This window comes from Lactobacillus sp. ESL0261 (assembly GCF_003693025.1).
GTDB classification, from domain to species: domain Bacteria; phylum Bacillota; class Bacilli; order Lactobacillales; family Lactobacillaceae; genus Lactobacillus; species Lactobacillus kullabergensis.
Window position 1 is genome coordinate 1 of the sequence record NZ_REHN01000011.1, and the last position, 13448, is coordinate 13448.

Genomic DNA, 13448 nt, shown 5'->3' on the forward strand with positions numbered 1-13448 from the left:
TTACGTTTACTGGTTCAATCATATTAGAAGATCAAACAAACTAAAATACACGACCCCGATCAAATATCGAAATCGTGCATTGAGTCTTGCGTAATATTAAAATGTCTAACTTTTTAGTTGCACTTCAATTGGACAAAAATCCAACTGGAGGGTTTTACTATGGTTAAATTTACCGTCAAACAAAAATTACAGGCGCTTAACTTGCTCAAAGAAGGCTACAGCAGCCGTTCTGTGGCGCAAATGATTGGCACCGGATCACATCAACTAATTGATACCTGGGCTGCGCAATACCAGCACTTTGGCGTTAAGGGCCTAGAAATTCGGCACACCTCGCAAAATTATCGTGGTCAATTCAAGCTCCAAGTCTTAAACTGGAGAAAAGAACATGACGAGACCTATCAAAATACCGCCATTCACTTCAAAATTGCCACACCCAGCTTAATTTGTATTTGGCAAAAACGTTTTGACGAAGGCGGGCTTGATGCGCTCTTTACCAAACGAGGCCGACCACCAATGAACAAATCGTCTAAAAAACCAGTTAAGTATACCAGCAGCGAGTTATCTGAATTAGAGTGGCTGCGCTTAGAAAACCGTCAGCTCCACATTGAGAACGACTACCTAAAAAAAGTCGAAGCCTTAGCTCGGCGCAAAGACGCTCAACGCAAGAAGAACGGACCATCATCCAAGAACTAAGGCATGAGCACAACTATCAACTGCAAGAACTATTGCACTATAGCTTTTTAGCCAAGAGCACCTACGAGTATCACCCGCGCAGCAGGCGGAAAAAATACAGCGATCTGGCTTTACTGTCGCTGATTAAAGTGGTTAAAAGGCATAATCCCAGCTTCGGCTACCTGCCCATGACTGACACGCTAAAAATCAAGTACGGTCTGCAGGTGAACCATAAACGCATTTACCGATTGATGAAGGAGCACAAGCTGCTGGCCCGCAAATACAACTTGCGTGCAGGCAAGTACGATTCATCAAAAGGTCCGCAAGGCAAGAAGGCGAAGAACCGCTTCCACCAGAAGTTTAAGACCGATCGGCCCTACCAAAAGGTAGTCACCGATATCAGCGAGTTTCGCTATGGCAATAAGAGCATGAGCCAACGGTTATATTTCTCGCCCTTTAAAGATCTTTACAGCGGTGAAATCATCAGCTACACCATCAGTCAGCGGCCGCAGACCAAATATGTTCTAGATGGACTCAAGCAGGTTTTGGCGATCCGGCCCAAACTGCCTTACCGCATGACGATTCACAGCGATCAGGGCATTCAATACCAGTCCAAAGCATATTGTCAGACCCTAAAACAGCACCACGTTTTTCAAAGCATGTCGCGACGGGCGACCTGCCGCGACAATGCGGCCTGCGAGAGTCTCTTTCACATCATGAAGGTTGAGCTAGACTACTACACCTATACCTATCCTACTAAGAAAGCGCTGCAGGAGGCCATGGAAAAATGGATTAAATACTACAATCAAGCTAGAATCAGGCACACGCTAAAAGGCCGCACCCCGATTGAATATCGGAATACGGCCTTAGCAAACATGAATTAATGTTAACGTCCAATTCTAGGGGTTAACTTCCTGTGCTCTTAATTCTTTACCTTTTTTAATACGAAAACGTGTTAATTCAATTTTTGTCATAATCCTACCTTTGATAATTATTATAATAAATAATGCAATACACTAAGAATAAGTAAGTAGCACTTACAAAATCGTGAAGCGTTACGAACCTTCTTAAGATCTGGTTTAACTATATTTCAAAAGACTTTAATATCAGGTGTCTTCTCGCTTTTCTGAAACTAGTGCTTCAATAAGTTTCAACTAACTTCAAATGAATGATATGAGTTTCACTTCTAAAATATATGAATTGAGTTGATAAATACTAAAAGTTCACACTACTCAATAACTTACTTTGGTAAACTTTTGTAGAATATTCCCAATTAATTATTCCAATAGAACATAAATTAGAAAGGCACTTTTATACTCAGCTAATGTCTTTCTAATATTCAAAAGTTAAGAACAAAAAGCATATTTTCAACAAACAATAGATTTACGCTTACTTATTTTGCTTTCTTTCCCTTACGTTCTATTAAATCAGCAATTAAGGCGGGGATAATTGCAAGAAAAGCAGTCCCTCTTTCTCCCCAGATCAGTATCCCGACTGCGAGTACAATTGAAACTATTGCTAAAGCAACAGCTATTTGATGATATGATTTTTTAGTCATAATAGTTCAAACTCCTAACTACTCAAATGTATTGGAATATACTTTTGTTGAAATTATCATTGAAACGATTGATATTACTGCTATTAAGAAACAGCTTGTAACTATTAGCACGAAAGCATTAGTGTTACTTATCCAAGTGATGAACAACAGACCCAAAGTTGTTTTCTGCAAAATATAAACCCCTCCCATGATAAGGACTAAAACCAGTATATTTACAATTGTGATTCCAAACGTGCCTGAAGCGTAAACTGCTGGGAGTAAGAGTACTACATACATGATACCAATCAATAAGCCAACTATCGATATCATTATATGAATTTGCAGGCTAAATTGTTGGAAAATTAGAGCAGTGGCAATGCTTAAAATTAAAGTTATAAAGTAATAAATACAATTAAAGAAATACAAAAAATATATCTGGCTAAAACTATATTTCTTTTGGGAATAGGAAAAACACCTACAAATCTGTTCCATCCACTTTCTTGGTCAGCAATCAATAGACCAGTTGGCATTGATGCTAAACTAATCGGTCCCATTATTGAGAGAAAAATCGTTCCAGACTCCCTACCAAAAATTATCACCAAAAGTAGTACTAATATGATTAGCAATCTACTTTTCACACTTAGCTTATTTAGTATAAGTTGAAAATCCTTATAAAGAAGTCCTCTCATCTATCTTTACTCCTTTTACTAAAAATAGGAATATTTCCTCTAATGAAGCATAATCTATATAATCAACACTTTCTTGTGATACTTCAACTAGATATTGAACCATGTTATCTTGGTATAGTTTATATTTGATGTTCTTCAATGGAAGGTCTGTTATCTCTGTTTTAATTGCATAATGATTAAGCAACTCACCTTTACTACCCTTTAATAAAATATTGCCATTTTCCATAAAAATAAAATAGTTAGCAACTTGTTCTAAATCACTTAAGATATGTGAAGACAATAATACCGTCATTTGATTATTATTGACATATTCTTTTAACATAGATAAGATTTCTCTCCTTACAATGGGGTCAAGCCCACTAGTTGCTTCATCAGCAATTAAGAGTCTAGGATGATGAGAAAGAGTGGCAGCAAAATTTAATTTAGCAAGCATCCCTCTTGAAAAATTACTAATAGGCTTATTGGTAGGCAAATCAAACTCATCAATTAAATTGTGATAGAGTTTTTTATCCCACCTGGGATAAATTTTTTCTAGCATTTTCTCAATTTGTTGAACAGAAAATGAGTTTGGAAAATAATTTTGCTCCAAAATTACACCTAAGTTAAGTTTTATCTGGTATTCATCTTTAGCATAATCCAAACCAAAAATTTTTACACTGCTTGTTTCACTTTTTATTTGATAGTAAGTTCAAAAAAGTTGACTTACCTGACCCATTTTTACCAATTAAACCAACAATACTACCTTCATTTATTTTTAAATTATTAATTTGTAGCTGAAAATTTTCATATCGCTTACTTAAATTTAGCACATCTATTACTGGTTTTGTGTCCATATTTATACCTCACCATGATTGCAACATCATATATACAACCATTAAACTACTTCAAATTAAGTTTATCAAAGTCAGTAGCGCATATTGCTTTTTAAAGTAATGGTGTGAATTTTGCAAAAAAATTATAAAAAAAACACCTCATGGTATAAACCATGAAGTGCTTTCAAACGCTGATATAATCGTACTGATTAACGTTTACTAAATTGTGAAGCTTTACGAGCTTTCTTAAGACCTGGTTTCTTACGTTCAACCATCCTTGGATCACGAGTCAAGAATCCCGCTTTCTTTAAAGGACCACGAAAATCAGGGTCAACTTCTAGAAGAGCGCGTGCAATTCCTAAACGAATAGCTCCGGCTTGCCCAGAGAAACCACCACCATTTACGTTAACCTTAACGTCGTATTGATTTTCAGTTTCAGTCAAAGTCAATGGTTGTTTCAAATCCTTAACTAAGTTAGGAAATGGAATGTATTGATCAATATCTTTGTTATTAGCAGTAATCTTGCCGCTACCTGGTACTAAACGAACACGCGCAACAGAATTCTTGCGCCGACCGGTACCTGCATATGCAACTTGTTGTGCCATTATTTAACCTCCTAGATTAATTTGTTAATGTCTAATTCTTCAGGCTTTTGTGCTTCATGCTTGTGATCAGCACCAGCATAAACATGCATCTTCATAAACTCTTGATGACCGAGAGTATTTTTAGGAAGCATACCCTTAACTGACAATTCAACTAATCTAACTGGATTATTAGCCAGCAAGTCTCCAGCTGGAGTGGCTTTTATACCACCACGGTAATCAGAGTGATGGTAATAAATCTTGTCAGTAGCTTTCTTACCCGTTAACTTTAGTTTAGCGGCATTAATAATAATGACGTTATCACCAGTGTCAACGTTTGGTGTATATTGAGGCTTGTTCTTACCTCTTAAAATAGTTGCTACTGCAGTTGACAGACGACCTAAAGATACATCTGTTGCGTCAATAACATACCACTTACGTTCAATTTCATTAGGTTTCGCTAATTGTGTAGTACGCAATTTAATTCCCTCCGTTTATACGTTGTTTGAAAACAATAAGATTCCGGGGCCTATCGTGGACAAACATACTTAAATATAATAAGTCTTTTTAATTAAAAAGTCAATATTAATCCCTATCAAGCCTGTACTTTTCCGGTATATTTTCATAAAAAACATGATACAAAAATAGTCCACTTGCTGGAGCAGTTTCTCTCACCTGTTCTCGATCCTTAGCAGATATTACCCGGGGAATATCATTTACAGGACGTTTACCTCTGCCAATCTCTAATAACATAGCTACTAAAATACGAACCATGTTATAAAGAAATCCTGAACAAATAAAATCAAAGATAATTTCATTATTTCTTTGATCTTTTTGTATATTTACGTAATACATCGTACGCACTTTGTTTTTTATTTGGCCACCACTAGCAGCAAAACTAGTGAAATCATGAGTACCCAGCAAATCAGCAGCTGCTTTTTTCATTTTTTCTATATCAACTGGATAAGGATAGTGTCCTGTATAGAAACGTTTAAAAGGGTCAACAAACCTATCCAGACTAACACAGTACCGGTACCACTTACCTTTTGCACTATATCTAACATGAAATTTTTCATCGACTACTGCGCAATTTTTAAATATAATATCTAGTGGCATCATTGAATTCAATGCACAAATCATTCTTTCAGGTGGAATTTGTTTACCTGGATAATCAAAATGAATTACTTGACCTAGTGCATGAACACCAGCATCTGTACGGCCTGAACCTTCGACAATCACGGTTTTGCCTTTTGTCATTTTATATAATGCTGTTTCAATTGTACCTTGCACAGTTCTTTGGTGTGTCTGATACTGAAATCCGTGAAATAGATGCCCGTCATAAGCGACTGTCATTTTATATCTTGTTGTCATCAATGTGTCCTAAATACTAATAGAAGTCCTAATAATAAAACAAAATAAAACAAATTTATAAAGTCTACATTAGACCATTTTAATACTCTAAATTTTGTTCTTCCCTTATCACCGCGATATCCGCGAGACTCCATCGCAGTTGATAAATCAATTGCCGTTTCCAAAGAATTAATAAACAGTGGCACTAAAAGTGGTGTGATTGCCTTTGCTCTAGTAACTAATCCGCCGTTATTAAAATCTGCACCACGTGAGCGCTGAGCATTCATTATTTTAAAAGTTTCATCAAATAGAGTGGGCACAAAGCGAAGTGCTATTGACATTACAAGTGCTATCTTATCTACTGGAATACGAATCAATTTAAGCGGTTTTAATAGCCATTCGATCGCATCAGCAATTTCAAGTGGCTTAGTTGTAACCGTCATTACTGTGGAGATTAAAATAATTACAGTAAAACGAATAAATATAAAAATTGCATTAGTAATGCCGTAACTTGATAAGGCAAAGATTGTCCAGCGCCAGTATACAGTTCCCCCAACAGTAAAAAATAGTTGTAAAAAAGAAGTGAACAAAATCAGCCAAATTAATGGCTTTACTCCATCCCAAAAGATTTTAGGCTTTAGCTTTGTAGCAGCAACTGCAGCTAAACTAAAGATAGTTACTATAAGATATGAAATTGGATTATTAGCCAAAAAGACAAATAAAATAAAGAGAATAGTTGCGAGTAATTTCCCTCGAGGGTCCATTCTATAGACTATCGAATCACCAGCTACATAACGACCAATTAAGATTTTACTCACGCAATCACCCCTTCAAATTATCTTCTATTTCTTTTACTAAACTATTTATATTTAATGGCATTTTTGTAAATTTATAATTAGTTAATTTAGCTGCAAGCAAAGAAGCTTTAGGTTCTTCAAGGTGATGCTCTTGCAACCACTTACGATTTTTAAAAATTTCTGTAGGTGTGTCTTGCTTAATAAGTTTACCTTGTTCCATAACTAAAACATTGTCAGCATATTTAGCCACATCATCCATATTATGGGTAACTAAAATTACCGTATGCCCGTCTTTTTGGTAATCAGAAAAAAGTGCCATCATTTGTTTACGCGCTTCTGGATCAAGACCAGCTGCTGGCTCATCCAAACAAAGAATATCTGGTTCATATGCCATTACTCCTGCTATTGCTACTCTCCTCATTTGCCCACCAGATAACTCAAAAGGTGATCGTTTACCAATCTCTTCAGGTAAACCAACTTTTTTTAGCCAAAACCTGGCACTTGCAAGAGCTTTTTCATTGGCATAACCAAAATTTTTAGGGCCAAAGGCAATATCATCCAAAACTGTAGTTTCAAACAACTGCGTTTCGGGAAACTGAAAAACCAGACTTACATGTCTTCTTAAATCTTTTAAATTTTTATTGGTAGTTTCTGGCGTTATAGTTGTACCAGCTATTTCTATTTTTCCTGCTGCAGGCTTAATAAGAGCATTAAAATGCTGCATAAGAGTCGACTTCCCACTCCCAGTATGCCCAATTATTGCATTAAAAGAACCATCTTTTAACTCAAAAGAAACATTATCTAACCCTTTTTTTGCAAGTGGAGTTTCGGGAGAATAAATGTAGCTTACATTTTTGAATTTAATTGACATAGATAATTAATCAACTCTTTTTCTGAATCTAAGTTATCAGGTAATTTTATTGCATCTTGCTGCAATTTTTCTTTAATTTGCTCAAAGAAGGGCACATCTAACCCTATGCTTTTAAGAAGACTAACCTGACTAAAAACTGTTTTAGTACTTCCTTGTGTAATTAATTTACCATCATTCATTACTAAAACTTGATCAGCCATATTAGCTTCATCAATATCATGAGTAATAGAAATTACAGTCAAGTCATACTTATCCTTCATATCTTGAACAATTGATAATATTTGATTTCTTCCTTCAGGATCAAGCATTGAAGTAGCTTCGTCTAACACAATTATTTTGGGTTTAATAGCTAATATACCAGCAATAGCCACTCTTTGCTTTTGACCACCGGATAAATTTGCAGGCTCAGAGTTGGCATATTCACTCATTCCGACGGCTTTAATTGCTTCCGGAACTATTTTAACCATTTCTGAATGAGGAATGCCACGATTTTCTAAACCAAATGCAACATCATCAGCCACCGTTGCTCCCACGAACTGATTATCAGGATTTTGAAAGACAATGCCTACTCTATTGCGAACTTCCCAAACTGTATCGTCCGTTAGTTTTATTCCATCTACTTCGATTAAAGGGCTTCCGCTTTCATCAGGTACCAGCAAGCCATTAATTAGGCGGATAATTGTTGATTTACCACTACCATTATGACCAATAATTGAAGTCCATGAACCCCGTCTCACATTGAAACTAATATTGTCTATAGCGGGAGTGTCTGACTCTGGATACGAAAAACTTACATTTTTTATTTTAATAATATTATCATTTGCCATACTCTCACCGTCCTAAAAGTCTGATTCAATTGTACCAAAAATATCAACAATTCTGAATACTGATTGGCACCTTTGCACATCAAAATTATCAGTTTCACTATTTAATATGCTTTAACCCGTTCTGAATTCAATTTTAAAAATATCTTCCTGTTTTGTGCTTAAACAAAATTAAAAGAGCAAAAAAAATCACCCATGAGGAGGGATAATATAATTATCTAAGCTAGACTAAACTTTCGTCATCATCTTAACGCTTATTCTCACTCTCACGGATAATTCTTAATAGCTATTAAGTTTGGATTATTTGAATTAAACTAATTCTAAAATAACCATTGGAGCTGCATCACCCTTACGAGCTGTAGCAAGCTTCATAATTCTGGTGTATCCACCATTTCTATCTTTGTAACGCGGTGCAATATCGCTAAAAAGCTTTTGCAAAGCTGATTTAACAACAACTGCATCTTTTTCTTCATGAATATCTGCAACCTCATCACGAACAAAGGCAGCTGCTCTTCTTCTTGCAGCCAAATCTCCACGTTTGCCTAAAGTAATCATCTTTTCGGCGGTTTTGCGAACTTCTTTAGCACGAGCTTCAGTAGTAGTAATGCGTTCCTTCATGATTAATTGAGTAGTCATTTCTCTCAGCATTGCTTTTCTATGTGCACTGTCGCGACCCAATTTACGGTATGCCATCAGTTTACCTCCTTTATTTTTTAAATTAATCTTCTTGACGCAATGATAGTCCCAAGTCAGCTAATTTATTTTTAACTTCTTCCAACGATTTACGTCCTAAGTTACGTACACGCATCATATCTGCTTCTGTTTTGTCAGTTAGTTCTTGCAGTGTATTAATACCGGCACGTTTAAGACAATTGTATGAACGAACAGAAAGATCAAGCTCTTCAATTGTCATTTCAAGCTTCTTTTCAGCTGTATCGTCCTCTTTTTCAACCATTACATCATTGAATTTAGTATTTGCATCAGCAGTTTCAAACACTTTAAAGTGTGCAACTAATATTTTTGCTGCGAAACTGAGGGCATCGTTAGGCTTGATTGAACCATCTGTCCAAATCTCTAAAGTGAGCTTGTCAAAATCGTCTCTTTTACCAACACGAGTTGATTCAACTTGGTAATTGACCTTCTTTATTGGAGAAAATAAAGAATCAACAGGAATAACCCCAATTGGCATATCCTCGCTCTTGTTGTCACTTGCTGCAACATAGCCGCGACCATTTTTAACAGCAATTTGCATATGCAAGTGGCCACCATCAGCAATTGTACAAATATATTGATCAGGATTCAGGATTTGAATATCTGCGTCAGCTTTAAGATCATCGGCGGTTACAGTAGCCGGACCCTCTACGTCAATTTCAATAATCTTTTGTTCATCTGAAAAAGACTTTAATTCAAGTTTCTTAAGGTTCAGGATTATCTTAGCGACATCTTCTCTTACGCCCGGAACGGTTGAGAATTCGTGTAAGACATCATCTATTTGAACGTAAACAAGTCCTGTACCTGGGATAGATGTCAGTAAAACTCTACGTAATGAGTTACCTAAAGTAGTACCAAAGCCTCGTTCAAGTGGTTCAATAACAAATTTACCATAAGACTTTTCTTGGTCCACAACGGTAATATTTGGTTTTTCAAATTCAATCATTACTAGGCCCCTTTCAAAACGCAATGTCCTTCAATAAGAACAAAATTAAACACGACGACGTTTTGGTGGTCTAGAACCATTGTGAGGAACTGGAGTAACATCGCGAATAGCGGTGATTTCAAGTCCAGTCGCTTGTAGCGATCTAATAGCAGATTCACGGCCAGCACCAGGACCTTTAACAGAAACTTCTACATGTTTCATGCCTTGATCCATTGCACTCTTGGCTGCTGCTTCGGCTGCCATTTGTGCTGCAAATGGTGTAGACTTACGACTACCTTTAAAGCCTAATGCACCAGCTGAAGACCAAGCAATTGCATTGCCTTGAACGTCAGTAATCATGACTAAAGTATTGTTAAACGTAGAATGAATATGAGCAACGCCTTTTTCAACGTGCTTCTTCACACGGCGTTTACGTGCTGTTTTAGGCATCAATAAACCTCCTTAAAAATTTTTATTTATTTTTCTTGCTACCCTTGCGTGTACGGGAATTATTCTTGGTATTTTGACCGCGAACCGGAAGTCCTCTACGGTGACGAATACCACGGTAAGAACCAATATCAATTAACCGCTTGATGTTCATGCTTACTTCTCTACGTAAGTCACCTTCAACACGGTATTTATCAACTTCTGCACGAAGCTTCTCTTGGTCATCTGGAGTCAAATCTTTTGAACGTATGTCTTCAGAAACACCAGCATCCGCACAAATCTTTTGTGCTGTTGGTTCACCAATTCCATAAATATATGTTAATGCAACAACTATTCTTTTATCTCTTGGTAAGTCAACACCAGCAATACGTGCCATAAATTGCACCTCCTATTATCTTAACCTTGACGTTGCTTGTGCTTTGGATTTGCAGAGCAAATAACCATTACACGACCATTTCTTTTAATTATCTTACAATGTTCACACATTGGTTTAACAGATGGTCTAACCTTCATGTTTCCCTCCGTTATTACTTTATAAATCGATAAGTTATTCTACCTTTAGTTAAATCATAAGGAGAAAGTTCAACAGTAACACGGTCTCCAGGCAAAATTCGAATATAATGCATCCTAATCTTACCGGAAACATGTGCTAAAATCACAGCTCCATTTTCCAATTCAACTTTAAACATAGCATTAGGCAGGGTATCAACAACCTTACCCTTCACTTCTATGACATCATCTTTTGCCAAAGCCGTTCCTCCGCATTTAAACAGTCATACTTTGAAATTATAACACGGAAAAGTAAATATACAAATTATTGCTTTTTACTTAAAACCGCATCAACGTTCTTAAAAACTTCTTCAGGCGTCTGTTCACCATTTACAACAGCTAACAAACCTTTTTTCTCGTAAAAGTCTTTCAGCGGTGTGTTCATCTTTTCGTTTACTTCTAAACGATTTTTTACTACTTCAGGTTTGTCATCTTCACGTTGGTAAAATTCATGCCCACCACAACGATCACAAATATCCTTAACTTTAGGCATCTTTGTAATTTTATTATATGTTGCACCACAGTTTTTACACATAAAACGTGCTGATAAACGTTTTATCAAAGTTTCTTCTTTAACTTCGAGTGAAATTACATTTGTTAATTGCTTATTCATGCGCTTAGCAATATCTTCGAAAAGTTCCGCTTGAACAATTGTCCGAGGAAAACCATCTAAAATATACCCTTCATTAATATCGGGCTGGCCTAAACGTTCTTCAACTAACTTGGCAGTAACTTCATCTGGTACCAAATTACCTTTATCAATGTAACTTTTGGCTTCAAGACCAACTTTAGTCTCATTAGCCATTGCTTCTCTAAACATATCCCCAGTTGAAATATGAGTTAGATGGTATTTGTCGACAATTTGTTCTGATACCGTACCTTTGCCAGCACCAGGCAAACCTAAAAGAAATATATTAATCATTTATCCGTTCCTATCTGATGAATCCAACGTATTCTCTCTTCATTAACAATCCGTTAATTTGACGAGATAGTTCCAAGACGACACCAATAACGATTAAAAGACTGGTACCGCCTAATCCAATTGAACTTGGTAAATCCCAAAAATTAGTAGCAAGTTGTGGCAGTAATGCTACAAGTCCTAAAAATACAGAACCTACAGTTGATAATCTAATTAAGACCTTTGATACGTAATCTTGTGTATCTTTGCCGGGCCAAACACTCGGAATGTACGCACCTTGTTTTTGCAAATTCTTAGCCAGCTTCTCAGGATTAACCTGAACAAAAGCATAGAAGAACGTAAACAAGATGATTAAAACTGTATAGATTATGACTCCCGGTGTAGTTTGCATACTAAATATGTTGGTCATTATTTTATACCATTGTTGGTCACCCTGAGATTTCTGAAAGGCCATCAAAATTGTTGCCGGTGTAATAATAAATGAACTAGCAAAAATGACTGGAATAACGCCAGAAACGTTAACCTTTAATGGCAAAAAACTTTCAGAGCCACTAATAGTTGCCCGTCTTGTGTATTGTATTGGAATCCGGCGATCTGCCTGTTCTACCCATGTAACTAATTGGGTTACGATAAGTATTGCAATGATAATCGCGATGAAGAACAAAATCCCTTGCCAACGATCACTAGCATTATTATTGATAACTCCATCTTTATAAAGTTGCCACAAGCCACGGGGTAACCGAGCTATAATACCAGCAAAAATAATTACTGAAACTCCGTTGCCTAAACCTTTATCAGTAATTTCATCACCAAGCCAAGTCAAAAGCATCGTTCCTGCTGTCATAATTATTGCAATTTCAATGTATGTTTGAGGAGTCTGATTTTTAACTAAACCCATTTGAGTTAATGCGTTAAAACCAAGTGTAATTCCCAAACTTTGAATAAAAGCAACAAATAAAGCAAGCCATCTGGTTACTTGATTAGTTTTGCGACGTCCAACCTCACCTTGTTTACCCCACTCTACCAACGTAGGTACAATATCCATCTGCAACAATTGAATAACAATTTGTGCGGTTATATAAGGGGAAACACCTAATGAGAAAATTGAATAATTATCTAGTCCACCACCAGAAACTGTATCCAGCATTGGAACTAAACCAGTTTGTGCAACTTGAGTAATCGCTTTTGCGTTGACACCTGGAACAGTAATATTCGCTCCAATTCGGTATATCAAAAGAATAAAGAGTGTAAAATAAATTTTATTTCTTATTTCTTTATCCTTAAAGGCGTTCTTCAAGGTCGAAAACATTAGATCACCTCAACAGATCCGCCAGCAGCCTCTACTGCTTTTTTAGCAGCGGCGGAAACTTTGTTAATCTTTACGTTTAACTTAACTTTTAACTCACCTTCAGCAAGCAATTTAACGCCTGATAATTCTTTCTTTACCAAACCTTTTTCCTTGAGATTGGCAACAGTAACTTCGCTGCCCTCCTCATACTTGTTCAAGTCATCTAAGTTAATGATTGCATACTCTTTGCGGTTAACGTTCTTAAATCCACGTTTTGGCATGGTTCTGAATAATGGCATTTGACCACCTTCAAAACCTAGACGGGTATGACCGCCTTGACGAGACAATTGTCCCTTTTGGCCACGTCCAGAAGTTTTTCCAAAACCACTTGAAGTACCACGACCAACACGTTTTCTTGTATTGCGTGACCCCTCAGCAGCATGTAATTCATGAAGCTTCATTAATTTGGCACCTCC

Annotated in this window: 21 protein-coding genes and 1 pseudogene; 3 read left to right on the forward strand and 19 right to left on the reverse strand. The window is 36.5% G+C overall.

Translation table 11 applies throughout. From position 1 onward, the window contains the following. From F5ESL0261_RS07305 to F5ESL0261_RS07315, 3 genes are all read left to right on the forward strand, one after another. The coding region (locus F5ESL0261_RS07305; RefSeq protein WP_147444110.1) for an IS3 family transposase at positions 1–94 on the forward strand (94 nt) is incomplete at its 5' end. Positions 95–159: 65 nt separating this feature from the next. Next, positions 160–693, forward strand: coding sequence for a helix-turn-helix domain-containing protein (locus F5ESL0261_RS07310; protein ID WP_122052745.1), 534 nt, complete (start codon positions 160–162; stop codon positions 691–693). Beyond that, positions 681–1556: an IS3 family transposase gene (locus tag F5ESL0261_RS07315; RefSeq protein WP_233560913.1), complete on the forward strand. Its 876-nt coding sequence runs from the start codon at positions 681–683 to the stop codon at positions 1554–1556. The genes F5ESL0261_RS07310 and F5ESL0261_RS07315 overlap by 13 nt, the downstream gene beginning before the upstream one ends. 509 nt (positions 1557–2065) lie before the next feature. On the opposite strand, the gene F5ESL0261_RS10135 is transcribed toward F5ESL0261_RS07315, so the two are convergent. From F5ESL0261_RS10135 to rplO, 19 genes and pseudogenes are all read right to left on the reverse strand, one after another. After that, entirely contained in the window at positions 2066–2230 is a 165-nt protein-coding gene (locus F5ESL0261_RS10135; protein ID WP_158595208.1) for a hypothetical protein, read from the reverse strand. An 18-nt stretch (positions 2231–2248) separates the two neighbouring features. Beyond that, a pseudogene (locus F5ESL0261_RS10305) lies at positions 2249–2898 on the reverse strand (ABC-2 transporter permease). Further along, positions 2879–3538, reverse strand: coding sequence for an ATP-binding cassette domain-containing protein (locus F5ESL0261_RS07325; protein WP_255409680.1), 660 nt, complete (start codon positions 3536–3538; stop codon positions 2879–2881). Before F5ESL0261_RS07325 ends, F5ESL0261_RS10305 begins: the two are co-directional and overlap by 20 nt. A gap of 25 nt (positions 3539–3563) precedes the next feature. Then, positions 3564–3731, reverse strand: a complete 168-nt coding sequence (locus F5ESL0261_RS10275; protein ID WP_255409681.1) for an ATP-binding cassette domain-containing protein — start codon at positions 3729–3731, stop codon at positions 3564–3566. Positions 3732–3919: 188 nt separating this feature from the next. After that, complete coding sequence (rpsI, locus tag F5ESL0261_RS07330; protein WP_034980394.1) at positions 3920–4315, reverse strand: 30S ribosomal protein S9; 396 nt, start codon at positions 4313–4315, stop codon at positions 3920–3922. 11 nt (positions 4316–4326) lie between these two features. Continuing rightward, positions 4327–4770, reverse strand: coding sequence for a 50S ribosomal protein L13 (rplM, locus tag F5ESL0261_RS07335; protein WP_045928442.1), 444 nt, complete (start codon positions 4768–4770; stop codon positions 4327–4329). A gap of 106 nt (positions 4771–4876) precedes the next feature. Beyond that, on the reverse strand, positions 4877–5662 hold the full coding sequence (gene truA / locus F5ESL0261_RS07340) for a tRNA pseudouridine(38-40) synthase TruA (protein ID WP_122052747.1): 786 nt from the start codon (positions 5660–5662) through the stop codon (positions 4877–4879). Continuing rightward, positions 5662–6459: an energy-coupling factor transporter transmembrane protein EcfT gene (locus F5ESL0261_RS07345; RefSeq protein ID WP_034980397.1), complete on the reverse strand. Its 798-nt coding sequence runs from the start codon at positions 6457–6459 to the stop codon at positions 5662–5664. The genes truA and F5ESL0261_RS07345 overlap by 1 nt, the downstream gene beginning before the upstream one ends. A 4-nt stretch (positions 6460–6463) precedes the next feature. Further along, positions 6464–7309 (reverse strand): energy-coupling factor transporter ATPase, encoded by an 846-nt coding sequence (locus F5ESL0261_RS07350; protein ID WP_122052748.1) that lies wholly within the window; start codon positions 7307–7309, stop codon positions 6464–6466. Beyond that, complete coding sequence (locus F5ESL0261_RS07355) at positions 7285–8136, reverse strand: energy-coupling factor ABC transporter ATP-binding protein (RefSeq protein WP_122052749.1); 852 nt, start codon at positions 8134–8136, stop codon at positions 7285–7287. The genes F5ESL0261_RS07350 and F5ESL0261_RS07355 overlap by 25 nt, the downstream gene beginning before the upstream one ends. 306 nt (positions 8137–8442) lie before the next feature. Next, positions 8443–8826 carry a 50S ribosomal protein L17 gene (gene rplQ, locus F5ESL0261_RS07360; RefSeq protein ID WP_034980401.1) on the reverse strand — a complete coding sequence of 128 codons (384 nt, stop codon included), beginning with the start codon at positions 8824–8826 and terminating at the stop codon, positions 8443–8445. Between the two features lie 25 nt (positions 8827–8851). After that, positions 8852–9790: a DNA-directed RNA polymerase subunit alpha gene (locus tag F5ESL0261_RS07365; RefSeq protein ID WP_034980402.1), complete on the reverse strand. Its 939-nt coding sequence runs from the start codon at positions 9788–9790 to the stop codon at positions 8852–8854. Positions 9791–9835: 45 nt separating this feature from the next. After that, positions 9836–10219: a 30S ribosomal protein S11 gene (gene rpsK / locus F5ESL0261_RS07370; RefSeq protein WP_034980403.1), complete on the reverse strand. Its 384-nt coding sequence runs from the start codon at positions 10217–10219 to the stop codon at positions 9836–9838. 22 nt (positions 10220–10241) lie between these two features. Beyond that, a complete protein-coding gene (rpsM, locus tag F5ESL0261_RS07375) occupies positions 10242–10592 on the reverse strand; it encodes a 30S ribosomal protein S13 (RefSeq protein WP_122052750.1) in 351 nt (116 codons plus the stop codon). Between the two features lie 20 nt (positions 10593–10612). Further along, a complete protein-coding gene (gene rpmJ, locus F5ESL0261_RS07380; RefSeq protein ID WP_006729432.1) occupies positions 10613–10729 on the reverse strand; it encodes a 50S ribosomal protein L36 in 117 nt (38 codons plus the stop codon). A gap of 14 nt (positions 10730–10743) precedes the next feature. After that, positions 10744–10965, reverse strand: a complete 222-nt coding sequence (gene infA / locus F5ESL0261_RS07385) for a translation initiation factor IF-1 (protein ID WP_034980408.1) — start codon at positions 10963–10965, stop codon at positions 10744–10746. A gap of 65 nt (positions 10966–11030) precedes the next feature. Continuing rightward, positions 11031–11687: an adenylate kinase gene (locus F5ESL0261_RS07390; RefSeq protein WP_034980410.1), complete on the reverse strand. Its 657-nt coding sequence runs from the start codon at positions 11685–11687 to the stop codon at positions 11031–11033. Between the two features lie 10 nt (positions 11688–11697). Continuing rightward, on the reverse strand, positions 11698–12993 hold the full coding sequence (gene secY, locus F5ESL0261_RS07395; protein ID WP_034980412.1) for a preprotein translocase subunit SecY: 1296 nt from the start codon (positions 12991–12993) through the stop codon (positions 11698–11700). Then, positions 12993–13433: a 50S ribosomal protein L15 gene (gene rplO, locus F5ESL0261_RS07400; protein WP_034980414.1), complete on the reverse strand. Its 441-nt coding sequence runs from the start codon at positions 13431–13433 to the stop codon at positions 12993–12995. Before rplO ends, secY begins: the two co-directional genes overlap by 1 nt. Positions 13434–13448: the final 15 nt, after the last annotated feature.